Annotated in this window: 20 protein-coding genes, 1 tRNA gene and 1 pseudogene; 10 read left to right on the top strand and 12 right to left on the bottom strand. The window is 35.8% G+C overall.

What is annotated here, in order from left to right; genetic code table 11:
* Positions 1 to 252: pseudogene (locus ACFILY_RS05115) on the top strand (late control protein); the annotation flags it as partial.
* Complete coding sequence (locus ACFILY_RS05110) at positions 209 to 1,672, top strand: replicative DNA helicase (RefSeq protein ID WP_375673292.1); 1,464 nt, start codon at positions 209 to 211, stop codon at positions 1,670 to 1,672. The pseudogene ACFILY_RS05115 and the gene ACFILY_RS05110, both read left to right, overlap by 44 nt.
* A gap of 185 nt (positions 1,673 to 1,857) precedes the next feature.
* Here the strand turns inward: ACFILY_RS05110 and ACFILY_RS05105 are convergent.
* Positions 1,858 to 1,934: transfer RNA gene (locus ACFILY_RS05105), tRNA-Met, on the bottom strand.
* A gap of 163 nt (positions 1,935 to 2,097) precedes the next feature.
* Between ACFILY_RS05105 and ACFILY_RS05100 the strand changes: the two genes are divergently transcribed.
* Positions 2,098 to 3,054, top strand: coding sequence for a Gfo/Idh/MocA family protein (locus ACFILY_RS05100; protein WP_375631206.1), 957 nt, complete (start codon positions 2,098 to 2,100; stop codon positions 3,052 to 3,054).
* A gap of 49 nt (positions 3,055 to 3,103) precedes the next feature.
* The gene (locus tag ACFILY_RS05095) at positions 3,104 to 4,222 is read left to right on the top strand and encodes a DegT/DnrJ/EryC1/StrS family aminotransferase (RefSeq protein ID WP_375631199.1); all 1,119 of its coding nucleotides are present in this window, start codon (positions 3,104 to 3,106) and stop codon (positions 4,220 to 4,222) included.
* Positions 4,223 to 4,547: 325 nt separating this feature from the next.
* Here ACFILY_RS05095 and ACFILY_RS05090 read toward each other — a convergent pair whose 3' ends face one another.
* Genes ACFILY_RS05090 through ACFILY_RS05080 form a run of 3 tightly spaced genes read right to left on the bottom strand, consistent with a single transcriptional unit; the run spans position 4,548 to position 5,814 of the window.
* Positions 4,548 to 4,814: a hypothetical protein gene (locus ACFILY_RS05090; RefSeq protein WP_375631198.1), complete on the bottom strand. Its 267-nt coding sequence runs from the start codon at positions 4,812 to 4,814 to the stop codon at positions 4,548 to 4,550.
* Entirely contained in the window at positions 4,804 to 5,190 is a 387-nt protein-coding gene (locus ACFILY_RS05085; RefSeq protein WP_375631197.1) for a hypothetical protein, read from the bottom strand. Before ACFILY_RS05085 ends, ACFILY_RS05090 begins: the two co-directional genes overlap by 11 nt.
* A 27-nt stretch (positions 5,191 to 5,217) precedes the next feature.
* Entirely contained in the window at positions 5,218 to 5,814 is a 597-nt protein-coding gene (locus ACFILY_RS05080) for a DUF1134 domain-containing protein (protein ID WP_273790821.1), read from the bottom strand.
* Positions 5,815 to 6,027: 213 nt separating this feature from the next.
* Between ACFILY_RS05080 and chpT the strand changes: the two genes are divergently transcribed.
* Positions 6,028 to 6,666 (top strand): histidine phosphotransferase ChpT, encoded by a 639-nt coding sequence (chpT, locus tag ACFILY_RS05075; protein WP_273790820.1) that lies wholly within the window; start codon positions 6,028 to 6,030, stop codon positions 6,664 to 6,666.
* Positions 6,667 to 6,889: 223 nt separating this feature from the next.
* Here chpT and ctrA read toward each other — a convergent pair whose 3' ends face one another.
* Positions 6,890 to 7,591, bottom strand: coding sequence for a response regulator transcription factor CtrA (gene ctrA, locus ACFILY_RS05070; protein WP_273790819.1), 702 nt, complete (start codon positions 7,589 to 7,591; stop codon positions 6,890 to 6,892).
* Between the two features lie 565 nt (positions 7,592 to 8,156).
* On the opposite strand from ctrA, the gene ACFILY_RS05065 reads away from it, so the two are divergent.
* Positions 8,157 to 8,543 carry a flagellar export protein FliJ gene (locus tag ACFILY_RS05065; protein ID WP_375637668.1) on the top strand — a complete coding sequence of 129 codons (387 nt, stop codon included), beginning with the start codon at positions 8,157 to 8,159 and terminating at the stop codon, positions 8,541 to 8,543.
* 130 nt (positions 8,544 to 8,673) lie between these two features.
* On the opposite strand, the gene ACFILY_RS05060 is transcribed toward ACFILY_RS05065, so the two are convergent.
* Positions 8,674 to 8,949, bottom strand: coding sequence for a DUF1153 domain-containing protein (locus ACFILY_RS05060; RefSeq protein WP_273790817.1), 276 nt, complete (start codon positions 8,947 to 8,949; stop codon positions 8,674 to 8,676).
* 391 nt (positions 8,950 to 9,340) lie between these two features.
* Here ACFILY_RS05060 and mnmA point away from each other — a divergent pair, with 391 nt between their 5' ends.
* Positions 9,341 to 10,564, top strand: a complete 1,224-nt coding sequence (gene mnmA, locus ACFILY_RS05055; RefSeq protein ID WP_273790816.1) for a tRNA 2-thiouridine(34) synthase MnmA — start codon at positions 9,341 to 9,343, stop codon at positions 10,562 to 10,564.
* A gap of 280 nt (positions 10,565 to 10,844) precedes the next feature.
* Here mnmA and ACFILY_RS05050 read toward each other — a convergent pair whose 3' ends face one another.
* A complete protein-coding gene (locus tag ACFILY_RS05050; RefSeq protein WP_375637667.1) occupies positions 10,845 to 11,654 on the bottom strand; it encodes a TrmH family RNA methyltransferase in 810 nt (269 codons plus the stop codon).
* 767 nt (positions 11,655 to 12,421) lie between these two features.
* Here ACFILY_RS05050 and ACFILY_RS05045 point away from each other — a divergent pair.
* Complete coding sequence (locus ACFILY_RS05045) at positions 12,422 to 13,330, top strand: cation diffusion facilitator family transporter (RefSeq protein WP_273790814.1); 909 nt, start codon at positions 12,422 to 12,424, stop codon at positions 13,328 to 13,330.
* Positions 13,331 to 14,627: 1,297 nt separating this feature from the next.
* On the opposite strand, the gene ACFILY_RS05040 is transcribed toward ACFILY_RS05045, so the two are convergent.
* Positions 14,628 to 15,467: a DUF1460 domain-containing protein gene (locus tag ACFILY_RS05040; protein ID WP_375637666.1), complete on the bottom strand. Its 840-nt coding sequence runs from the start codon at positions 15,465 to 15,467 to the stop codon at positions 14,628 to 14,630.
* Positions 15,468 to 16,235: 768 nt separating this feature from the next.
* On the opposite strand from ACFILY_RS05040, the gene ACFILY_RS05035 reads away from it, so the two are divergent.
* Positions 16,236 to 17,456, top strand: coding sequence for an MFS transporter (locus ACFILY_RS05035; protein ID WP_273790812.1), 1,221 nt, complete (start codon positions 16,236 to 16,238; stop codon positions 17,454 to 17,456).
* Between the two features lie 891 nt (positions 17,457 to 18,347).
* Here ACFILY_RS05035 and carA read toward each other — a convergent pair.
* Positions 18,348 to 19,544 carry a glutamine-hydrolyzing carbamoyl-phosphate synthase small subunit gene (gene carA, locus ACFILY_RS05030; protein ID WP_375631192.1) on the bottom strand — a complete coding sequence of 399 codons (1,197 nt, stop codon included), beginning with the start codon at positions 19,542 to 19,544 and terminating at the stop codon, positions 18,348 to 18,350.
* Between the two features lie 258 nt (positions 19,545 to 19,802).
* Here carA and ACFILY_RS05025 point away from each other — a divergent pair, with 258 nt between their 5' ends.
* Positions 19,803 to 20,255, top strand: a complete 453-nt coding sequence (locus tag ACFILY_RS05025) for a GatB/YqeY domain-containing protein (RefSeq protein ID WP_273790810.1) — start codon at positions 19,803 to 19,805, stop codon at positions 20,253 to 20,255.
* Between the two features lie 678 nt (positions 20,256 to 20,933).
* Here the strand turns inward: ACFILY_RS05025 and ubiC are convergent.
* From ubiC to ACFILY_RS05010, 3 genes are all read right to left on the bottom strand, one after another.
* A complete protein-coding gene (ubiC, locus tag ACFILY_RS05020; protein ID WP_375621383.1) occupies positions 20,934 to 21,440 on the bottom strand; it encodes a chorismate lyase in 507 nt (168 codons plus the stop codon).
* A 1,087-nt stretch (positions 21,441 to 22,527) separates the two neighbouring features.
* The gene (locus ACFILY_RS05015) at positions 22,528 to 22,779 is read right to left on the bottom strand and encodes a GlsB/YeaQ/YmgE family stress response membrane protein (RefSeq protein ID WP_273790808.1); all 252 of its coding nucleotides are present in this window, start codon (positions 22,777 to 22,779) and stop codon (positions 22,528 to 22,530) included.
* An 857-nt stretch (positions 22,780 to 23,636) separates the two neighbouring features.
* Positions 23,637 to 25,328, bottom strand: a complete 1,692-nt coding sequence (locus ACFILY_RS05010; RefSeq protein WP_375631191.1) for a Na/Pi cotransporter family protein — start codon at positions 25,326 to 25,328, stop codon at positions 23,637 to 23,639.
* Positions 25,329 to 25,395 lie beyond the last annotated feature (67 nt).

Here is a 25,395-nt window from a genome sequence, read left to right as displayed (position 1 = left end):
GACAGGTTGTGTCGTGCTGTAGGCAGTGGTTCTTTGACCCTTGAGGGACGCCCTGAAATCATGGCGGATCAACCTCTTTTATTGCAAGGGTTTCGTGGGCAAATCAATGGGCCATGGAAAGCTTCCACTGTCACCCACTGCTATGAAAAACAAAGCGGATACACCACAGAAATCACCTTTGAGGCACCAAACAAGGGAAAAGAAAGCAATGAGAACACTGAACATGCTAAAAACAGAAAATCCAAGAGATAACTTTGCTTCTTCTTTTCGTCAACTTCCCCATAATATTGAAGCGGAACAGGCATTGCTTGGAGCAATCCTGATTAATAATAATGCACTCGATCGCGTTTCAGACTTTCTCAAAGCAGAACATTTTTTTGAAAGGCTACATCAAAAGATCTTTGAGATTGTCTTACAAATTATTCAAAAGGGTCATCTTGCAAACCCCATTACAATCAAGCCCTATATCCAAATGGAAGAAAAAGTTGGAGATATTACTGTATACCAGTATGTTGTTCGCTTAGCCACAGAGGCAGTCACTATTATTAACACTGAAGATTATGGACGCGTTATTTACGATCTTTTTATCCGCCGGTCTTTGATTAATCTTGGCAATGAAGTTGCCAATACAGCTTTTGATGCTCCTGTAGAGCTCACGCCTACCCAACAAATTGAAACGATTGAAAATCAGTTATTTGAGCTCGCCGAAAAAGGAAAATATGGGGGTGATTTTGAAAACTTTGATACAGCCATTGCAAAAGCACTTAACATGGCAAGCGCTGCAAAAAAGCGTTCCTCACAGCTTTCTGGGATAGCTACCCATATCAAAACCCTTGATGAGAAAATGGGAGGGCTACAGCCATCCGATTTGATTATCATAGCTGGACGCCCTGGAATGGGGAAAACCTCACTGGCGACCAATATTGCTTTTAATATTGCCAATGCTTGCAAGCGTCATGATAACAGCCAAGAAAATGAAGGGGGTATTGTAGGTTTCTTCTCACTTGAAATGTCATCTGAACAGCTTGCAACTCGTATTATCTCAGAGCAAATAAAGGTTTCTTCTTCTGATATGCGCCGTGGTAATATCTCAGAAGAGCAATTTGCAAAAATTATTCACGCAATGCGTTCCTTACAAACAATCCCTCTTTATATTGATCAAACGGGTGGTGTATCCCTAGCACAATTGTCCGCCCGTGCAAGGCGTCTCAAACGACAACATGGTCTAGATGTCTTGATTATCGATTATATCCAACTCATGACAAGCGGTTCAAAGCGTTCATTAGAAAACCGCGTTCAAGAAATTACAGCCATTACCACCGGATTAAAAGCACTTGCAAAAGAACTCAATATTCCCATCATTGCTCTGTCACAACTTTCGCGCCAAGTTGAAAACCGAACCGATAAACGTCCGCAACTCTCTGATTTACGTGAATCTGGTTCAATCGAGCAAGATGCCGACATTGTTCTGTTCGTTTATCGTGAAGAATATTATCTCAAAAATGAAGAACCAAAAGAAGGCACTGCTGAGTATAGCAAATGGCAAGATGCAATGGAGCAAGCCAAGGGTAAAGCCGAGGTTATTATAGCAAAACAACGCCATGGTCCGACAGGAATCGTCCCCCTTGCCTTTCAATCCGATTTTACATGCTTTAGTGATCTGGAAAAATAGGAGCAGAAAAATGCGTTAAAGAGAGCTTTAAATACCCTTTGAAAGGCATTTGAAGACCCTTTGAGAACATCTTTAAAACTCTTTGAGAAAAAATAAATTGGTACAAAACCTAGTGGCAAAATATACAAAACCTGCTGGCAAGCTACAGCTACACTGCTGACAAACTACACACAATAAAAAAGTAATGGTAGCGGAGGAGGGATTTGAACCCCCGACACAAGGATTATGATTCCTCTGCTCTAACCTACTGAGCTACTCCGCCAAAATAAGCAATCATAATTGTCAATAATTATATCTTTTGCGGATATAAGGGGTAGAATAGTAAGATGTCAAGCATCGTTTTTAAGCTTTTCTCTTGTCATTCTATATTATCCTCGATATGTAAAAGTGTAATTTTATATGATAAAGTAAGGTAAGGCATGAAAATGGTGCCACGTGTAGCGGTTTTAGGATGCGGTCATTGGGGTGAAAATCATATACGGACACTCCACTCTCTCGGAGCTTTAGCAGCCGTTTCTGATATTGATAATGATCGTGCTGCTAGTTTTGCAACACTGTATGGTGTAGAGGTTGTTACACCAGATGATCTTTTTACTCATCGAGATATTGATGCGTTGGTATTAGCGTTGCCGCCACAATTGCATACGCAAAATGTGCTCCGTGCTGTTAAAAATGGTAAAGATGTTTTGGTGGAAAAACCAATAGCCTTGAATGTTTCTGATGCTAAACGCCAAGTTCAGGAGGCTGAGGCCTATGAGCGAGTTTTTATGGTGGGCCATATTTTACGTTTTCATCCGGCTTTTGAAAAAATGTGTGAATTGGTGAAAAACGGAGATGTGGGAGATGTGCGATATATTTATTCTCATAGATTAGGCTTTGGAAAATTTCACACACACAGTGATGCTTTATGGGATCTTGCCCCTCATGATCTCTCAATGATTTTGGCGTTGACAGGATGCGAACCTTCCGAAATTCGCGGTGAGGGGGCTGCTGTCGTTGATCAGATTTCTGATTTTTCTCATATTCATATGATTTTTCCAAATGGTGTGCGTAGTCATCTTTTTACTTCACGCTTAAGTTCTTATCGTGAGAGGCGTTTAACTGTTGTTGGAACAAAGGCTATACTCGTTTTTGATGATATGGAACCGTGGAGTCGTAAATTGGCAATGCACCATTTTGCCGTTTGGAAAGAAAATCAAGAGTGGGCTTTTAGCATGGATGAGCTGAATTATATTGATGTTTGTGAAGACTTGCCGCTTACTTGCGAATTACGGCATTTCCTTCATTGTATTGAAACGCGTCAATCACCTCGTACAAATGGTGATGATGCTATTGCTGTTTTACGGATTTTAACAGCTGCTGATGTCAATTATGATAGATAAAAGAGATAGGTAGCGCTTTTGCATTCTTGTGATGATCAATGGAGTTAATATGCAATTCATCGACCTTGGGGCGCAGCGTGCGCGTATTGAAGATAAAATTAATTCTGCAATTGCGCATGTAGTCGCTAGTGGTAAGTATATTTTGGGGCCAAAAGTAACAGAATTTGAAGAGAAATTGGCAGAATATCTTGGCGTTAAACATGTGATTGCATGTGCTAATGGAACAGATGCTTTGAAGATGCCTCTTATGGCTAAAAATATTGGTCTAGGGGATGCTGTTTTTTGTCCTAGTTTTACATTTTCAGCAACGGCTGAAGTGGTTGCTTTGGTGGGGGCTGAACCTGTTTTTGTCGATGTTTTACCTGATACATTCAATATTGATGTTGAAAAACTTTCTCACGCTATCGAAATGATAAAAAAAGAAGGACGTCTAAAGCCAAAGGCTATTATTGCTGTTGATTTATTTGGGCTTTCTGCTGACTATGTGCAAATTGCTCAAGTGGCTGCCAAGGAAAATCTTTTTGTAATTGAAGATGCTGCTCAATCTATGGGGGGGAGAAGCGGTAATACTATGTGTGGTGCTTTTGGTGATGTGGCTGCTACAAGTTTTTATCCTGCAAAACCATTAGGATGTTATGGCGATGGAGGCGCTATGATGACCAATGATGATCATTTTGCAAAACTTTTACGCTCTATTTTGTTTCATGGTAAAGGTGAAACGCAATATGACAATGTACGTATTGGTATGAATTCGCGCCTAGATAGCATTCAGGCTGCAATTTTACTAGAAAAGTTTGTGATCTTTGAAGATGAAATGGAAAAGCGTGTAGAAATTGCTCAACGCTATTCCAATGGCTTAAGAGATATTGTTACAGTTCCAGAAATAGGAGAAAATATTCGTTCTGCTTATGCACAATATACGATTAAGGTAAAAGAACGGGATAAATTAAAAGATTTTTTACAAAAAAATTCTATCCCTACAATGATTTATTATAAAACTCCTTTACATCAACAGCCAGCTTATAAACACTTCCCTTATGTAAAAGATTCCCTTTCTGTTTCAGAGTCTTTGGGAGAGTGTGTTTTAAGTTTACCAATGCATCCTTACTTGACACAAACGGATCAGGATATGATTATCAAAAAAATAAGAGATTTTTATCACTCTTGAGAGCGTATTTTTATCCTTAAAATTATGGTCAAATCTCTATTGGTGATCCATCTTAGAAGGTATTTTTTGTTAGAGTATGTGACCAATGTCTTTGGTATTATTTGCTTTCTAGAACCTATGAAATGTTGTTCTTTAGAGCGGAGATATGATTAGCAAGTGAATCTGCTAGACAAGAAGATATTTTTTAACAGAACGGTATGGGCTAAGAAACTTTGTCCTTTAGCTTAGCAGAAAAGTCACGTTTAATAAAAAGGATTTGGGGTATGAAAGTTACAATGAACCTTTGTTGATTTTACTCTTCATTTAAGGTGTTTTAAAAGATAACTTATTTAACAGGGCTTTGGGAGAGAAAAGTTATTTTTTTGCGAATACGTGAGGCTAGGTCATTTTTGTTTTTTGATTTTTGAATCAATGTGTTGATGGGTGATGTATTCCCCTCTTGTAGCGCTATTTGAGCTGCCAATGTTGCTGCAAGTTCTTTTGTTTCTTCACGGAGTTCTTCCAGCAATTGGTGGTTAGCAGTCGGGTCAAGCTCATGAGTTTGGATTTTTTGTAAGCGTTGCTGATAGAGTGCGATTTTTTCACGCATCATTTTTCTTTCCTTTGAAAGTGTGTAGTGTGGCGATATTTTGTTTGATTGCTATCGCTTCTTTGGTGAGAGTATCTTTTGTGGGGAGGCATAGCCGATAAAATTGTTCTGTTACTTGGCTCAGTTGTATTTTTTGTTGGGCATATTTTTTTTGCAAAAATTCATACTTTTGTTGGTTGTTTGCTAATTCTACAGCATGTTGTGCACGAAGAAAATCGTGATTTGCTTCTATTTCCGCGAGTGATAATGGCATTTTCGCACAAACATCTTTATACGCAAAATGAACGGCTTTCCGCCAAATAAAAGGAGATAAAAGCACCAGTAACCAAGAAGTGAAAGCAACTCCGAGTATAAAAAAAAGAAATGATTGAATAAGCATAATACCCCTTTTCAAATAAGAATACGTTTAAAACGGATTCCATGTCGGTTTAGGTGTTAATTTTAAATATCCTACATTGATACCAAGGCGTGCGCCGACTCCTGTGCGTATTGGGATTAACAAGGTATTATGGTATTTTAGGACATGAAAACCAACACCTGCAATTAAATAGGCCGAACCTGAAATACCACCATAGCGTCTCCATAAATTATTTATGCCATTAAGATTGTAAACTAAGATCATTAAACGGGAGCCTTGGCCGCCAAAATCCCATCCTACTGAGGGACCTTGCCAAAAAACTTTATGTTGACCATAGCTTTTGGTAAAAACCCTTCCTTCGCCATAGGTTAATCCAGCGAAAAAGGCACCAGAAGCTTCTTCTCCTAAAATATAGGCATTGGGATAACCGTATTTTGAAAAAATATTTTGAATTGCAACAGCCAAACCACTGGCTGTTTTTCCAAAAAAAATATGACCAGAATCAATAATTTCTTGGAGTGAATAATGAGGCTCGTTTTGCTCTATTGGTTTTAGTTGAGCATGTGTGGTGTTTATGGTGATGAATAAAAGGAAGATTAAAGATATAATATTTTTGTACCAGTATTTGAGCAGAGAGAGAGCCATGGAGTTTTCTCCTTTTATTAGTGATAAACAAAAAGATAATATTAGAATTTTCATGCTATTCAAATAAAAAATAAGATATAAGGTTATTTAAATTCTTGAATTTATTTCTGATTTTTTAGCATGATTGTTAATATTTCCTATTATGCATCAGATGTTAAGAGTTTTTCTTTAAAATAAAGTTTGTTTTTTTGAATCTAGGAGTTTTCAATCATTATGACGTTAGATATTTCTTTGAAGCCTATGGATCTTGCTGCTTTGCTTTGTAGTCGTATTTGCCATGATTTGATTTCACCTGTGGGGGCTATTCAAAATGCAATGGAGCTTTATGATGAAGGAGGAGCTGAAGAAGATGCTTTACAATTGGTGCGTTTATCCGTTGCAAGTGCTGCTGCACGTCTACAATTTGCGCGATTGGCTTTTGGTTTTGCTGGTGCAAGTGGAGGACAAATAGATACACGGGCTGCAGAGCAGGTTGCTCAACAATATATGAAAGAAGAAAAAGCAACATTAAAATGGCAAGCTTCTTCTTTATTGTTAGAAAAAGATGAAGTTAAACTTTTGCTTAATTTATTATTGATTGCAAATGCAACAGTTTCTCGTGGTGGTGAAATTGTTGTTATGATTTTGCAAGAAGAAAATAAACGTTCTTTTCGATTTGAGGTTTTCGGTAGAACTCTCCGTATACCCCCTCATTTTCTTGCGTTATTCCGTGGAGAAGTTCAAGAAGAGCTTGTTGATGCACATGTCATCCAATTTTATTACACAATGTTACTTGCTCAGATGACAGAGATGAAAATAAATATTGATGAAAGTGATGGTTGTATTGTTTTAGAAAGTATAAAAAAGCTTTGAATAAGAGAGAAGCGCTTAAGCTGTGTTGGGAAAAGTGGCTTCGATTGAATTTATGAGCGATAAGGTTATATGTGTAAATTTGGTGTGGTTACTTCTTAAGCTTTAAGCGCTTTCTATATGAGATTTTTGGTGTGCGAGTTTTCTACTTTTAACAGAGAAAAGATCTCGGGAAAAAATCTCGGCCCGCTAGACTCCGAGATTTTACAATGTGCATGTTCACTGCTTAAGCGGTTTTTCGTACGTTCTCTTCAACTGGATCACGTAATACATAACCACGTCCCCAAACTGTATCAATGTAATTTACACTAGAAGAGACTGCTTCCAATTTTTTCCGCAATTTACAGATAAAAACATCGATAATCTTTAGTTCTGGTTCATCCATTCCACCATAGAGATGATTGAGAAACATTTCCTTGGTAAGGGTGGTACCTTTGCGTAAAGAGAGAAGCTCTAACATTTGGTACTCTTTACCGGTTAAATGAACAGGGCGCCCTGCAACTTCGACAGTTTTTGTGTCAAGGTTAACGGTGAGATCTCCGGTAACAATAACCGATTGTGCATGTCCTTTAGAACGACGAACAACTGCATGGATACGTGCAATGAGCTCATCTTTATGAAAAGGCTTCGTCATATAGTCGTCTGCTCCAAAGCCAAAACCACGAACCTTGTCTTCAATGGCATTCATACCAGAAAGGATTAAGACAGGAGTTTTTATTTTTGCCAACCTTAGAGTCCGCAAGACATCATACCCTGACATGTCAGGCAAATTCAGATCAAGCAAAATGATATCATAATCATAGAGTTTTCCTAAATCGATACCTTCTTCACCCAGATCAGTGATATAAACATTAAAGTTAGCCGACTTTAACATCAACTCAATGCTTTGAGTAACTGCTCTATCATCTTCAATTAATAATACGCGCATTTTAGATCCCTCACTTTGCTCCTTCACGAATCATAAGGAGCATTTCTATTTTATATCAGTTAGCAAAACCACTGTTATAAAAACAATTCATTAAATCAAACACTTATGACAAAGTGTTTATGAACATTTCAGTAGTACGCGTAACAATCACTACTAAATTCCCCACTATCCATGATAGTGGTTAACAAAATATTTTTATTTTTGAAAGAGGCTACAAAATTATTTTAGAAAAATCCCATATTTTTTAACATAATAAACAAAGAAGGGCTTTTTCTATAAACTTTAACTTAAAAAAAATTTGTAAAAGAGCGTTATAAATTACTTTTTTACAATTTCAGTGTTTATTTACTGAGCTTTAAACCTCTTCATTTATAATGGGGGGAAAAGTTAAAGAAATAGTTATTGCTCTTTAAAGCAGATTGTATTTTCAGATGCTTTAATACAAGGCAAAAATTATTATAATTTCAAGTTAATAGACTGTTTTTGTCGGATAGACATATAACTAAAAGATATTTATTGGGTGTGAATGCGAGTTTTGAGTTGGCGCAATCAAGGAGTAGTGAGTATGAAGCCACGAGAAAATATGGTGCGATTGAGGATGTTTCAAGTGCGTGGAAAGCGCCGTGAAATTGCACAGCTTGAGATGATGATCGCAGAATTTGAACGAATGGTGTTAGAGTTGGAAGCACAGATTACTCATGAAGAACGTAAATCTGGAAACAATGATGTTCACCATTTTGCTTATTCTGCTTTTGCGCGTGCAGCGCGGCAAAGACGTGATAATCTGATCAATTCAATTCGTGATTTAGAACTTCAAAAAACAAACGCTGAAATTGCTCTCCATGAAGCTAATACAGAGCTGCAACGTGCACAGCTTTTGGAAGCACGAGAAAAGAAGATTGTTGCGGATGATAAGGATATTTTGATTGAATCTAATTCAATGGTTGGCTAATAAAAGCAATTATTGAAGAATCCATTCTTTCAGGTTTATCTTTTGGATATAGTATAAAACAGCCAAACTTTTATCAAGTTTGGCTGTTTTATAGATTGCTTTATGTTATCAAATCGTAATCAATGGCAACTTAATGCCTGTAGTGTTGAATCTTGGTCGTTCGTAATCCCGCTAAACCGTGTTCATCGATTAAACTTTGCCATGAAAGAAATTCTTCTACAGTCAAAGTATAACGGTGGCACGCTTCGTCAAGACTTAACAATCCACCTCTGACAGCCGCAACAACTTCAGCTTTGCGACGAATCACCCAGCGCCGTGTTGTTTGCGGCGGTAGGTCGGCAATTGTAAGCGGACTTCCATCTGGCCCAATAACATATTTCATTTGTGTTTTTATCAAGTTGCTCATTCGTATCCTCTACCTTTAGTCAAGGACTTGATTCGTTTATAGAGCATGAAATTTAAAAAAGAGCTAAAAGCGCTGAAAGAAAAAATTAATAAAGTGATTGGGTATGTAAAAAGAAGCTCAAGTTGAAGTGTGAAGAAGAGATTCTTGCAATATTTTACCGGATTTTTCAAAAGAGCAAAAAAGGATTTCTCCTAAACGATTACCATTATGCCTTATTTCCATCATTCTTTTTTTGTTTGCAGCAGCTCTTAAGAAAGTAATGCCTATGGTTGTGGAAAGGATAAAAAAATAATATAAAGACAATCAATCGTGTAAAAGTGCTGAAGAGCGTGCATCAGAATGTCAACATATGGGTAGCCATTAAACAGAGCAGTAAATAGAGAATGAATACATGTTTTTAAACAGTCTTGATTTACCAGGACAACCTGAAGATTCTCGCATTGTTGTTGCAATGTCGGGGGGGGTTGATTCATCGGTTGTTGCAGGTCTTTTGAAAAAGGAAGGATATAATGTTATTGGCATTACGTTGCAGCTTTATGATCATGGGGAAGCAACGCATCGGGTGGGGGCGTGTTGTGCAGGACAAGATATTGAGGATGCACGCCGCGTTGCAGAAACACTAGGAATTCCTCATTATGTTCTTGATTATGAAAAGCGCTTTCGCGAAGCTGTTATTGATCCTTTTGCAGAAAGTTATGCTCATGGAGAGACCCCAGTACCATGTATTGCATGTAATCAAACGGTTAAGTTTGCTGATTTATTAGCAACGGCACGCGAATTGGGGGCAGATGCTTTGGCTACGGGACATTATATTCGTTCGCGTTCCAACGGAGTGCATCGAGCACTCTTTCGTCCTCTCGATAATGATCGTGATCAGAGTTATTTTCTCTTTGCAACGACACAAGAACAGATTGATTATTTGCGTTTTCCACTTGGTGACCTTCCAAAAGCCCGCGTTCGTGAAATGGCAGCAGAAATGGGCTTTGTGGTTGCCAATAAGCATGATAGTCAGGATATTTGTTTTGTTCCACAAGGAAAATATTCAGATGTTATCGCAAAACTGCGTCCAGAAGCAGCTAATCCTGGCGTTATTGTCCATATTGATGGAAAGATTTTAGGTAAACATTCGGGAATTGTTAATTATACGGTTGGTCAACGTCGTGGTATTGGGGTATCAACGGGTGAAGCGCTTTATGTGGTTTATCTCGATGTGGAAAATGCACGTGTTATTGTTGGACCGCGTGAAATGTTAGAAACGCATAAGCTTTTTTTACGTGATGTGAATTGGCTTGGTGATGAGTCGTTAGATAATTTCCCTTCTCAAGGTATTGAGGTGGCTGTAAAGGTGCGTTCAACGCGTCCTCCTCACCTTGCGCGCTTACATTATAAAGAAGGTATTTTTTCCGTTGATTTATTGGAATGTGAAAATGGTGTGGCACCAGGGCAAGCTTGCGTTCTTTATGATGGAAATGGTCATGAGGCGCGTATTCTTGGGGGAGGATTTGTAACACATTCAGAACGTGCAGCTGATACTGAAATGATGTTGAAGCGCGTTTTATGCAATCTCGAAACAAAAGATCCTGTTTCCTCAGAACTAAAAACAACAGCTTTATAAAGCATAGTAAATTGATTTATAATGATATTTTTTAATCTTAAACTTGAATGAGGGACTTCCGGAAGATTTTCTCATTGAAAGTTTGTTTTATGATTGAATCCATCAAAATTATATCTTTTACACGTCATAAGCGGGGTTAGGGTGTGGAAAGTGATGATAAAGAAAATGTAAAAATGTTTTTTATCAATGCTTTCAAAGGCTAGGGGACGGCAATATTATTGGAGACTGATAGATAACATACAACATTGGGTATGTTTTATAACTTGAAGTGTTATCATCTTTAGTGGTCAAAGTTGGTAAAATGAGCAAGTGCAATACCTGAGGCTGTGGCAACATTAAGGCTGTCAAAACCGTCAGTCATGGGAATACGTAAGGTGTTTGATTGTTGTAGTATATGGGGTGGTAAGCCATCGCCTTCTGTTCCAAAAATAAGTGCCATTCTTTTGGTTTTGTTGGCTTGCTTGAGAGTGTGTGAGGCAGAAGGGGAGAGTGCATAAAGATGAAAGTTTTCATCGTTTAGAGCAGCTATAATGTCATTTATATCAGCGTCTTGCGTATAGGGTACTTTTAAAGCAGCGCCGGCAGACACTCTTATTGATTTGCGATAAAGTGGATCGCATGAGGTTTTGTCGACAATAATGCCATTACTGGCAAAGGCTGCTGCATTACGAAAAATTGATCCCATATTATCGTGATTCGAGATACCACATAAAACAAGAATCAAAGCTTTTTCTGGAAGATGTTGTAAAAAACTTTGTAAGGATGGCAGTATTTTGCGTTTACCAATACCCAGAACACCACGATGAACATGGAAGCCGGTGATATTATCCATAACTTTTTGTGGAACGCAATAAATGGGACATAGAGGCTGTGTTTTTTCTAAAAGCGGTAGAAGTCCAGAGAGACGGTTTGCTACGATGAGCAGTGAGATGGCAGAAAACTCTTTCGAATGTAGTAATGCGGACAATGTTACTTTGCCTTCAGCAATAAATTGATGTTGCCGTCCAACAAGATCTTTTTCACGGATATTATGATAGGCTTTTAGGCGTGGATCATCTGTTTCATTGATTGTTGTGATATTCAAATGCATGCGAGATTTTTAGTGCTTTTTTCTTATGATTTCCAGATGTTAGAATTTGTTTTATTTAAAAAAAAGAGATAAAAAAACATTATTTTAAAACTTATGGTAGAATTTGTATTGACAATATGCAACCATAGGTATAATGTAAAAATACTGATACGGAATCATATATTTTTTCTCGTATCGGGTGCAGTGTCTTGGGTCCCCGCTATTTCCCAAGTTCTGTATGCCCTTAATTTCTAAGGGAAAAGAATCTGGGTCCCCAATGCCCAGATTCTTTTTTTTGAGGGTAATCATTGTTCTTCTTTTTATATCTAAATTTTTTAGTAAATCATATTTTAAAATCCAGTTGACCTGTAAAGTTACCGTAGAGTGCTAAGATATTTTTTCTAAGGTGCAACGATGGCTTATAGATGGGGTATAATGCACATCATAAGACTGAAAAATAATGCATGATCATGATAGATTTGAGCAAAAACAAGTTTTTCGTTTATGAGAAGTGAGATGGCTTTAAGTTATTCAGAAAACGATTAATAATGAAGGTTATGTGTTTGATTGCTCTTGGGAAAGCTCTTTTTTCTATTATTTTTTCTCTTCTTTATTTATTGATGCTGTTCGTGTAACTGAGCAGTTTTTACGATAATAATGGTGAGCTGAGGCGTTTATTGTATGATGAAGCTTCTGTAATATTGAGGAAAGATCGTCGTTATGCCAAAAGTATAATGATATGGTTGAAAATATTAATTCCCTATTTCGTGAAGAAAAGGATGAGGTTCATGGATGTAAAAATCAATATACAAAGCTTGACTTTATACTCTATTTTTATTGCGTGTATTGTTTTTGCTTTGAAATATTGGACATATCACATCACAGGTTCGGTTGCACTTTATTCTGATGCATTGGAATCAATTGTTAATATCCTTGCGTCATTGGCAGCATGGTGGGCTGTTAAAGTGAGTATGAAGCCAGCAGATCATGATCATCCCTTTGGGCATCATAAAGCGGAATATTTTTCCGCAATTCTTGAAGGGGTACTCATTATTATTGCCGCAATTGTTATTTTAAGAGAAGCATGGATAGCTCTTTCTACCGTTAAATTGTTGCAGAAACCTGGAATATGGCTTGTTATTCATCTTATTGCAACTGTCATAAATTGTATGTGGGGAATGGTTCTTATTTGGCAGGGAAAACTCCATCGCTCACCGGCTCTTAAAGCTGATGGAGTGCATTTTATAACAGATGTTTTTACTTCGCTTGCAATTTTAATTGGTTTGATTGCCGGTTTTGTCGGGGGATGGGGAGCTTTAGATCCAATTTTAGCGATAATCGTTGCCGTTAATATTCTCTTACAGGGCTGGAAGGTGATTAGAAATGCTGTTCAGGGGTTAATGGATGTTGGCGTTGAATTGAATGAAAGCATGCGGATTCGGGAGCTGATTTCTGCAAATGCATCGGGTGCGCTTGAGGTCCATGATTTGCGGACGCGTGTTGCTGGGAGGGTTACTTTTATAGAGTTTCATTTGGTTGTGCCTGCTATAATGCAGGTAGGAGAAGCACATAAAATTTGTGATAAAATCGAAGCTGTTCTTCAAAAAGAATTTGATAATGTGCGTATTTCTATTCATGTCGAGCCTGAAGATGAGGCAAAATTGCCTCCCGGTACAACGGTGATCCCTTTTATATAAAAAGATTTTTCAAATTGTCTGTTATGTTATGAGGACTGTTTTTTTATGATGGGGTGATTCATACCTCTCGAAAATACAATGATGCTCTTTTGTTGATTTAATTTTTGCATCAATCAAGTATACAAGGTTAAACAGAGTATTTAAGGCAAGATTTATTCTATTTCGTTAAAACACTGTCATTTAAGGTGTGGTGAGATAAGGCATATAAAATTTGATCTATTAAGTGTTTTTAGAGTATGGAGTAAATATTCAAAATAGGACTTGCCGGTGTATTCTTTTGTAAGTGAATCTCATGAAATGGTTAGCAGCTTAAATCCATTTAAGAAAACGGATCGTTTACAGACTGTCGGGAGTAGATGTTTCGTTTCTTAGGGCGAGGAGGAGTGAAGCCTTCGTAATAAGTTTAATGAGATTTAATTATAAATTTTGTATAAAAGTTATGAATAGGGTTTTAAAGTTTGTGATCATAGATTAATCGTCATTATTGTTGCTAATAAATGTGTTGTTTTATCGATACAATGTGTTCTGTTTAGAGTGTTCTTTATTGCATGAAGGATGGGGGACTCATTAAAAGATGAAAAAACAAAAATCATGCTCATAACTCTACTCTTTAAAGGATATTATTGTCGTTACTGTAGAAAATTGTAAAGCTGAACTAAAGAATGATGCTAAAGATAGAAACTGGTTTTTAATTGATGCCTTCATATTTTCATTCCAATCTGGCATCAAAATTTTACAAGGACTCGTACAGTACTGGTGCATCCTAATCATAATATGCTGCTATATCAGGGCTATTTTAATTTATAGATAATAACAAAAAGCAAAGACTTTATAAGGAAAAAAAAGCTATAAAGTCAAAAATTTATATGCAATAAATTAGAGAGGTAGATCGAATTTTTATAGAATACTTTATGAAACAACCACCAAACATATCTGGCTTTACTTTTACTTATTTTTACAAACGTTCGTTTGTGTCTTTTGCGTTATATTCGTAAAGATCAGATTAGCGGTAATCTAAAGATAACTCTTGGTTGAGAATATGAAAGGAAAGCGTGATACTATAATAGAGTTTTTTCTGTCTTTATCGTTCAACCAGTAAAAGTGATTACAAATCCGTAATTTCTCCAAAAATGATTTTGTCATACTTATAAACAAAGTTAGATCAAAACGACTTTTTTCTCTTAAAACTGTAAACAAATATATTGTATCCGTATAGCTTGAACGAAGTTAGATGTTTACCTGAATAACGACAGTATATATTTTAAGAATAGAGAAGATATTTCATATCGCTATGATGTTATTCAAGAGCTCTTAAAACAATGATTCCTGGTGTTTTTTCAACATAATTCATAAAAGGAGAATCAACGACTTTTTCGTTTTCTTTTCGTGAAGAAGCATTTCTTAACATTGGCCCTTTATCTGTCATGATAAAGAAGCCCACATGTGTTACATCCAATCCAGCAAGTTTCGTATAAATACCAATGAAATCACCAGACTGTAAACGACCTATAACCTCCTCATTAATAAAGTTACTTGGAATATACGTTATTGTGCGTTTCACAACTGGCAACCCAAGTAGATAGCTTCCACCATCAGCTTTTTTATTGAGATATTTTTCTATTTTTACCGCATGGGGACTTATTTCAGCGGTAATATCAGTGGCGAGTTTATATTCTCTATAAGCCCAATCCGTAAAAAAATGTTTCCGATTTAAAAAATGAACATTACCGTTAATATAACGCGTTTTTATGACGTTATTTATGAATTCTGTTTGGGATGTTGATTTGCGCAATGCTTCAACATAATCCAGATAAGTGAAGCAATCTAAGCCTCTAAAATCAATAATCAGTTTTTCTGGTGTATTTTCTGAGCCATGTAACATATTTGCTTGGTAAGGTGTCCCTAAAAAAGCTTCAGAAAGAAAGTCAATTAGTGCCCCTTTTTCCTGATAATTTGTTTCTGAACGTTTTTTGAGAAGAGCATTTAATTTATTTAGAGTATAGGGATCTAGGTTTACGTTGGTTGTTTGTTGTGTTTTTATTTTATTTTCTACAGTACTCTCTTGTGAATCAGAATCCTGAACATCACATCCTGTTACCAACATTAATATGAGAATTAATAGGGATATTTTTCGCATTTTATACACCATTTTGAATTAAAAATTCATGACGAACTATTTCTAAAAGTGCTATTTTTTAAATGCTTATCATGATCATCGTTAGATTTAATGCTAGCATACAATCATTAAGAGTATCAATGAATATAAAGATAAAATCATGGTTTTTAAGGTTACACAAATTGCAAACGATATGAATCTTTTCTAAGATTATAGAATTAAAGGATTTTTCTCTATAATATACTTATTTTTTAATCAAAATTATTGTCAAATAAATATTTTTAAAAATATGATGAGCTTTTTACGTTGTTAAGCTATTCTGGTGTTGCTGCTTTAACTTTATAGCATATTCTGAGGGTAAGAAAATTTTTTAAGAGCTTATCTTTTAAAAGGTTTCAATTACTATAGGATATCTAACGTATCCAATGGAATTGAGATTCCTGAAAACGGTGGGATGAGAGGGGAAAATGATGTCTGATAAAATTCATCGTAATGTCTCTAAAACTATTGGAAATACTCTGTGTTTCATGAAATTTTGTTCATGAGTTTGTCGCACAAATATTTTGTTCGTATAATGCAAAAAAAATTTTTATTCTTTGACAATGAGATAGCAACTAAAGATACACCAATTAAAACGTAATTTTACAGTTTTATCTTGACTCTTACTTAAATTTTTACTTTGTTATTATTTTGTATGTGAAAAGTATACGGTATAGAATACTTTTAAAAGGAAAAGGGAGTTAAAAGATAGCGGGGGAGTCATTGTATGCGTAAAATAGTGTGTATGTTATGCAAGACCAAATGCTCAATCCGAAATTTGTTCAGCGTGGGCTCATTTTAGTGTTCATCACTTTATTGTTAGATATTCTTTGTATTGCGATCATTTGTCCTGTTTTGCCTGAATATTTTTCTCAATTAACTGGAAAAGAGGTCAGTACATCTTTTGTAGAAAGAGGAAAATTACTTGCAGCTTATTCAGTGATGCAGTTTTTGTTTGCTCCTGTTATTGGCAATCTCTCTGATCGTTATGGTCGTCGTCCTATTTTGCTTCTCTCTATTATCTGCTTTGCTCTTGATAATCTCATATGTGCTATAGCATGGAGCTATTCTATGTTATTTATCGGGCGTCTTTTGTCAGGGATAAGTGGCGCTAGTTTTGCAACTTGTACAGCTTATCTTGCGGATATATCTGATGATAAAACCCGTACACGCAATTTTGGTCTGTTAGGCATTGCATCCGCATTGGGGTTTATTTTAGGATCGTTTATTGGTGGTTTTTTAGGTCAGTTTGGTCCGCGTATTCCGTTTTATTTTGCTGTTGGTTTTTCACTCATTAATTTTATTTTTTCTTGGGTTATGCTTCCAGAAACCCTTTCTTTATGGAATAGGCGCTTTTTTGATATTAAGCGGGCAAATCCCTTAGGTGCTTTTTGGCACCTGAAACAATATCCGATGGTTCTTTGGGTGTTATTGGTCTTTTTTCTTTATTGGTTTGCGGAATCTGTATGGTTAAGCATTTGGGCGTTCATTGCAAAAGAACGCTATGATTGGAGTTCTTTTTCTATTGGACTCTCCTATAGTGTTTTTGGGATAGGCCAATTTATTGTAGTCGCTCTCTTTTTGCCTTATTTTTCTAAACGATGGAGTGATTGGCATATTGTTATAGTGGGGCTTTTGTTTGCCTCCGTTGCTATGCTGGGCTATACATTCGCGACGCAGGGGTGGATGGTTTATATGGTTTGTATGTGTACAATGCTTGAATATCTTGTTCATGCACCTATACGTGCGATTGCTTCAGCGCAGGTACCGACAAATGTACAAGGAGAACTGCAAGGAGCGATGACATCTGTTATTTCATTAAGTTTAACATTTGGTTCTGTTTTTTATGTGTTTCTTTTTGAATGTTTTACAGATAAAAATGCACTGTTTTATTTTTCAGGTGCTCCTTTTGTTGGAGGCTTTTTTCTTCTTGTCGTTGCCACAGTTATTTTTGCCTTGCGGGTACGTTAATTTGTTGAGAGAGGCCGGTACGTACTATTTTGCTAGAAGAATGCACAAGATAAACAAAATGTATCATTTTATAGGCAGAAAGTTTTTTGTGATATTTGTTTAACAAAGTGTTATATAAAATATCGATATCTCCTTTTCATTTAGTGCAAATAATTTTTTTATTTTGTGATATTGTTTGTATAGGGGAGTCCGTATTTTTTCTATTGCTTGCAAATTAATATCCAGTGCTAATGCAGCAGCATATTGAAAACAAAAGATTAAAACGTATCTGCGTTAGATGTATCAGTATTGTATGAACAATTCCAAATTTTATATGGCAAATTGGAAGTAAATATTGCTTATATTTGTTGGCATAACTTCTGGAATCGAAAGAAAACCTCATTTTGGAAGAATATAAAGTTGTAAAATTGAAAAGATGTTTTCTGTTTTGCTATTACTTTTTTATTCGGCTTTACAGTTTTCAAAACCATCTACGGCAATATCTTTTAAAAAGTAGAGATTTGTTGCATTGTCTCACACTTTAATTTTTTTTTATTCTTTAGGAGGAGTTATGCTTCTCATGCAAAATAGAATGCTTAAAATTGTATTGTGAATCAAATGCTTATTTGAAGTTTAGGCACTTTTTTGAATGTTAGACACTTTACTCTTTTTAAAAATAGTTTTTATCGATACACTTACCTTGCTTGGGGGGAGAAGCCAATGATTTTGATGGATACGACCTTAAGAGAAGAGGAAGGAGAAAAATTTAAGCTATTCAGTGCGCTCTTTTTAGTTTCAGAATGATAAATAATAATACAACTTCAATAAGTTGTAGGTATAAAAATAATATAATTGTGCGTAGGAAGATGATATAATTTAAAGGAGAGAAGTTAAAAGGTGAGGCTTTTTATTTTAAGATATTTTTTTATAATTCATAATGAGATCACAAAAATGCTGAAAGAGGTAGTGGCTATCTTGTGGTCCAGGAGAAGCTTCGGGGTGATATTGAACAGAAAAAACAGGTTTTCCAATGATTCGAATACCACAGTTTGAACCATCAAAGAGAGAAATATGTGTTTCTTGAACATGTTGTGGTAAAGAGGAAGAATCTACGGCAAAACCGTGATTCATCGATACAATCTCAACTTTTCCAGTGTTAAGGTCTTTAACTGGGTGGTTGGCACCATGATGTCCTTGGTGCATTTTCACGGTTTTTGCACCAACCGTAAGAGCGAGAAGTTGATGACCAAGACATATTCCAAAAATTGGCAAATTATGATCAATTAATGTTTTAATCGTTGGAATGGCATATTGAGCTGTAGCTGCGGGGTCTCCTGGTCCATTAGAAAGAAAAACGCCATCAGGGTTCATTGCCAGAATTTCTTTTGCAGTTGTGTGGGCAGGCACAACAGTAATGCGGGCTTTTTGTGTTGCCATAAGGCGAAGAATATTGCGCTTAATACCGTAGTCAATTGCAATGATATGAAGATTGTGCACATTGTTTGTACCGTATCCTTTATTCCAACTCCATGGTTTTTCATTCCATTGCATTGATGATTGAGATGTCACGTCTTTCGTAAGGTCAAGATTGACGAGACCGTGCCATTTTTGCGCACGTTTCTTTAAAGAAGGAATATCAAAGTTTCCATTAGCATCATGTGCAATGACAGCATTTTGTGCACCTTTTTCACGAATAAGAATTGTGAGTGCACGTGTATCAATACCACAAAGTGCAATAATTTTACGCGTTTTAAGCCATTGATGAAGATTTTCATTGGATCGATAATTTGAGGGATGTGTAATATCTGCTTTGAAAATAGCGCCAACAGCACCATGACAATTGAGAGGAGAGAGATCTTCAATATCTTCGCTATTTGCCCCTACATTTCCTATATGAGGAAAAGTAAAATTAACGATTTGTTGTGTGTATGATGGGTCGGTGAGGATTTCTTCATAGCCTGTGATGGCGGTGTTAAAACACACTTCAGCTTCAGCGATACCTGTAGCACCTGCTCCTTTGCCTTCAATAACGGTTCCATCTGCTAAGACTAAGAGGGCTGTCGGTTTTTTGATACTCCAAGGGTGGCTGGGTGAAGTTGCTTGTATCATAGTATGTATCCACAATTTATTCTCTGAAAGGTATAATGACCAACTTTACACAAAAATCATACCTTTAACAGATGCTGTGTATATTATTCTGGTAACGTTTCGCTTGAAATAGGCAGTATAAGTACATTCCATGAAGAGGTAAAGTCTTGTTTTAGCTTTTCGCAGATCGAGTCCTTAATTATTTTTTTATCTTCCATTGCAAGATGGATAAAGATTGGTTAAAAGGCATATTCTTCTTGAACAAAATTGGATAAATTTATGTTGCGTAACCAGATTGATGGGGCTCTTAGGGCTGCTTTGAAAGTGCAAGATAGTGCGCGTCTTGCTACACTTCGTTTAATGAATGCTGCAGTTAGAGATCGTGATATTCTTTATTATGATGAGGGGAAGCTAGAAGTGGATGATCAGCAGATACAGTCTGTTTTCACTAAAATGCTTCAACAGCGTGAAGAATTGATGCGAGCCTATAAAGAGTCTGGTTGCTTGGAATTGGCAGAGAGAGGACAAGCAGAAATAGAAGTTATTCGTGAATTTCTTCCCTATCAACTTAAGGAGATGGAAGTAGAACAGGTTCTTTGTGAAGCTTTGGCACAAACAAAGGCTGAAAAATTACGCGATATAGGTAAGGTGATGGCGTGGCTTAAGGAACGGTATGCGGGGCAAATGAATTTTTCTAAAGTGTGCAATAGTCTTCGTAAAAAATTGCAATAGATCTTGTTAATTCAATGGGATGGGAAAATATTTTTTATTGTGCGTCACCTTTATAAATCAGTAGGATTTTGATAAATATCATTTATTTTTTATATACATACTATTATCAAAAAAATATTTTTTTGAAATCAACGAAGTTTTTTTGGAGCTCATAGAGCAATAAACATTCTTTTATGTATTATATTTTTCTGTTCTTCAAAGCTGTTAGATCATTAAAAAACAAAAAGGTTATAGAGTTTTTACTTTTTAAAAAAGATCTATTATTTGCACTGTTAAAAATTTTAAAACAGGATGATTAAGTTAATTGATACAGATTTCCAATTTTGGGGAGTGTATTATTGTCTTTTTTTGCTGTTTCAAAGCATTTGTTTGATAAAGAGTTACCATATTTAGAGTAGTGATTATTCGGTAAGAAATTTAAATATAGATGGTTTTATCAATATGGCGTGTATCTTTTTAATTCAAGTGCTGGTTTTAATGATAAGAAAATCAGAATTTTAGAACGTTTTTTCTAGGGAAGAGATTTTTTAAGCTGAGTTTATGAAATAAAAGGATATTTTGAAAAGAAATCTTTGTTTTTAATGTGTTCTTGAGATAATTTTGAAATTCTTTTCTCTGATTAAATCCCTTATAAGCTATATAAAATCTATAAATTATGCAGAATAAAATGAGTAACCTCTATTTGTGGGGATACAGTGGTGAATCTGTTAAAAATAGTTCAGTTAGCAACAATGGCTTACCCGTTAACCGCAAACGGGAACGGCGTGCCCATAGTGCACCTTGTTGACCAATATGAATGTAATCGCGGGTTAATTTGTCATTGTTAAATAAATAATGTCCTAGAGGTACAGTTCCCAAATGCATCAAGGCTTGATTGTGTAGGAGGGTTTCTTGTGGAATTACAGTGCGTCCAAGGAGCCAAGGTTTATTATCTCCCATTAATATGATTTCGCGTAGCCAATAACGCGCACTTTCGGGGAGATGCTCTGCTTCTTCTGTTAATTTATCTTGCGTAATAAAACATTCGCGTTGTGGTTGAACTTGGAGGCAGGTACAATATTTCTTTAATCGAAGCGTCATCGAGCCCGATTCCATGAGCCAATCGCGAACGTTTTCTGGTATTGGAGGATTTTGATCAGAGAACCACGTTAGAGGCGGTAAGATGGAATCTTCAAGATCAGACATCGTTTTACTCCACAGCTAAAGTCTTATTCCATATGTTATGTTGGGTTAAATAGATAGCTCTATTGTAATACAAGGAGTATAAAAGCAGCAAGATTTTAACAGGAAGATATCAAAGGGAAAGTCGATTGCAAAGGTCTTTAAAAGAAGATATGCGGGAAGTATATATTATAGGATTATTTTCATTAAAAAAGCAAAATAAGGTATTATGTTTTATCCAAGGCACTTTCACAATGCGTTACGGAAATTTCTTTATCGCATGAGAGCAATGGGAAAAATGTTTCGTACTTTAAAATTCGTTTGTAACGCATATAAAGAAGAGCTAAAAATTCATCTATGCAAGATGATATAAAGAGGAAGTTTTAAGAGGAACAAAACTTTATTTTATACTTTAGAAAGTGAAGAGGTATTCAAATCTTTTGAATTGAGATGTAAAGGGGATCGTATTCTTTATAATCAAGAAATTTATATTAATGCATATATTTTTGAAAACTTTAAAATACATTATATTGTTAAAAATTACTTCACATAACATAATTTGTAGTAATTCTATAATAAAGTTACATTAATATTATTTCATATTTATTTTATATACTATTTTATTTCATAGATTAGAAAAAATTCTTTATCATTTTGTTCTTACCGTCTCTCTTTATTTCTTAAGATGCAAAAAAGCTCTTCGAGTTTTCTTGGTAAAAAGGGCATTGTTGATAGAGTGTAAGCTATTAAGCATTATACGGTAGAATTTTTAATCATCGTTAGTGATTTTTGTAACCTTATGAATTGTTATTACAGTGAGATATGCTGGATTTGCGCACGTGGTACAAAAATCAGTTCGTATTTCGTTAAAATAACGCAACATATCTCTCCTGATATGCGTAAGTTTATATAGGTATGAAATGGTGCGTTATAAAGTTCTTTACTGCATTTCGTTTTATAATACGGTGATGGTGTATGCCTAAAATCGCAGCTTAAGCATCTCACCATCATATCAAAATTGGTAACACCAAGTTACAAGAAAATATTTCAAACTCTGCTAGTTGTTTCCTAGTTTTGTATTGAATTCCAAAAGGTGTAAAAAATAAATACTCTATGATCGAATTTTTTGTCCTATCCATATAAGAATACAGGCTCCTATAAAACCTGAAATAAGATAGCCAAGCCAACCAGCAAAACTTACACCTAAAAGACTAAAAAGAAAGCTTGCTAGCGCAGCGCCAATAATCCCTAAGATAATATTTAACAATATTCCTGTTTGGCTTTTCATAATATACTGTGCAGCCCAACCTGCAATCCCGCCGATAACAATAGCTGCAATCCAGCCGATGTTTGCATTTTCCATGATACCCTCCTTTGCCTGAATTTAAATTGTAACTAGAGTAAACTTTGTAAAAATCAAGGTTTATTCCTTTTTTACCCAGTGGAAAGGATATTGCTTTTAGATATTTTACTTATTACTTTCCTTTATATTAAAATAATATTCACATTTGTATCATAATAATACTTAATAAGTATAAATATATAATACATTTTAATTTATAAACAAATTAATTAATTTAGAAATACGAATAAAATAATAAAATATTAGTGAAAATGTTTTAAGAACTCATAAAGTGTATTTATAAGCTTTTTAAAGCTCTCTCTTAAATTGAAAAAAACAACTGTGATTAAAGCAATAAGTAAAATGGATATTTAAAAGTTTGGAGCTTGCCAATTGATATCAATGATGTTTGAAATTAAAACTGCTTTGTTGACACGTTATAGCGTGGCTGTATAGGTTTAACCTCTACAGATCTTGATATAAATATTGCATTTTTGTGGGGTTTTGCATTCCTTATAGAGCATTGCTGTTTTGCTGCTACTGTGAAGCGATCCCCTTTTTACAAGGCGAGTTTAGGTTGGAACTATCATACTCTTGACCTATTCTTTATGTGTTTAACAGTCTTGGCTTTGAGATGGTTAGGCATTTTTATGTCTTTCTTCAAGAGTTCTATTCTACATGCTGCTTTGTTTGTAATGTGCAAGCAAATGACTTTGAGCAATTCATCATGAATAGATTTTAAATGAAAGAAATTTACGATGAAGAAAGCTCATTTAAATTGTCAAATAATAAGATGTTTTGATTAAATCAATATCTTGACCATATTCAAAATTGAATAATCGATGTGATGTGTGTTTTATTCAAGTTATTTGAAAAGTTTAAGTTTTTTCTGTTTGTTCTTCAGCAGGGGTGCGTAGACGAGAACTTTGAAGAAGTCCCTGTTCTTCTAAAATGGGGTAGATCATTGAGGTCAAAAGAGAGTTGATTTGTTTGAGGTCGCGCACAGTGTCGAGATGAAGACTGGATGATTCTACATTTTTGAGATCCCCTTCACGCAGACGTTTAAAATGTTTTAAACTCATCTCTTTTTCTAAGTTTCGTAGTTGATCTTTTTTTTGTACCAATAGGTGTGCAGTATGTGTATCACGTGAGACGAGAACGTTAAATGCTATATGCGCGTTGGCTAGTACAATGGCGTGGAAACGAAGGAGATCACTCCAGCCCTCGCTGCTGAACTGTAAACCTTTTTGTTGTTTCTTTTTAACCAGCATCAGCATATTATGAATAATGATATCGCCTGCTTGGTCTAATTTTATACAGGCGCCTAGAAGTTCTTGCGTTTGAAGAGCTTCTTCGTCAGATAATTTTTGTCCCGCTAATCGTGCAAGATAAAGTTTGATGGCGATATGTTTTTTGTCCAATATGGTGTTGAGTTGGTTGAGTTCACGAATAATATTGGGGTCAGGATTTTCATAAAGTCCCATGATTTTTTCTAGCATGATGTCTACAAGATCACAAATATGAATGACTTCACGCATGACATTTGAGAGAGCGAGAGTTGGGCGTTCAAGAACACTGTCATCAAGAGCTGTTTGATCGGATAAATTGAGCGTTTTGTTAGCTTGCATTTTTTTTGCACTTATATTCACGATCTGAGTGGTTAATTTTAAAACCCATTTTGAAAGTGGTATTCCAGCAAGGAGAATGAAAACATTAAAAATGATATGGGCGTTGATTACTTGAGTAGGGGCGTTATTGCCAAGCCATGTGATGGGAGGGTGAAAGGAGAGAAATAAGATAAGTATAAGGATTGAACCGGCCCCACGCATGAGTAAGTTTCCTAAGGGAACGAGGCGGGTATTAGGAGAGGCGTTGCGCGTTAAAAGTGGTGCTATAAGAGAAGAGCCAAAGTTGACACCAAGAACCATGACAACACAGAGTTGCGTATGAATAAGATCGTAATTGGCAAAATTGACCAGCAAAATGATTCCTGCTATGGATGAATGTAAGAGGTAGGTTAAGCCAGCAGCCAACAAAAAAGAGGAAACAGGATCGGTTGAAAGATAACGAATGATGCTAGGCAAAATTTCGCTTTCACGTAAAGGTTCTGTCGCTGTACTTATCATCTCTAAAGATAAAATCAAAAGACCAATACCGATGACAATACGTCCTATTTGACGCCATTCACGTTTTTCTGTTGTCATGAAGATACAAGTGCCAATTAAAAGACACAAGGGCACAACAAGAGTGAGGTCATAGGTGAGAATTTTTACAACGATTGCTGACCCTAATTCTCCTCCACGTACAGCCATAAGTCCTGCTACTCCAGAGACAAAACCAGATTCAACGAAAGAACCAACGAGGAGCGTTATTGCTGTAGAGCTTTGTAAAATCATTGCTGTAAAAAGTCCAAAACTTACAGCAAACAATGGTTTTGAAATAACGTGGCACATTTTATATTTAAGTCTGTCACCATAGGCGCGTTCAATTCCTGTGCGCACCATGCGTGTGGCCCAGAGAAGTAAAGAAATAGCGCCGGCAAGATGAAGGAGTACCAATGAACCATTCATGATACTTTATTCTTTCTTTGTTGTTGTGAATGTGGTTACTTCAAAATTAATAAATTGAAGTTTATTG

Origin of the sequence: Bartonella sp. CL25QHWL, assembly GCF_042195335.1 — a bacterium.
In the GTDB taxonomy this organism is placed as follows: Bacteria; Pseudomonadota; Alphaproteobacteria; order Rhizobiales; family Rhizobiaceae; genus Bartonella.
This window is presented reverse-complemented; position numbering and strand designations above follow the sequence as displayed.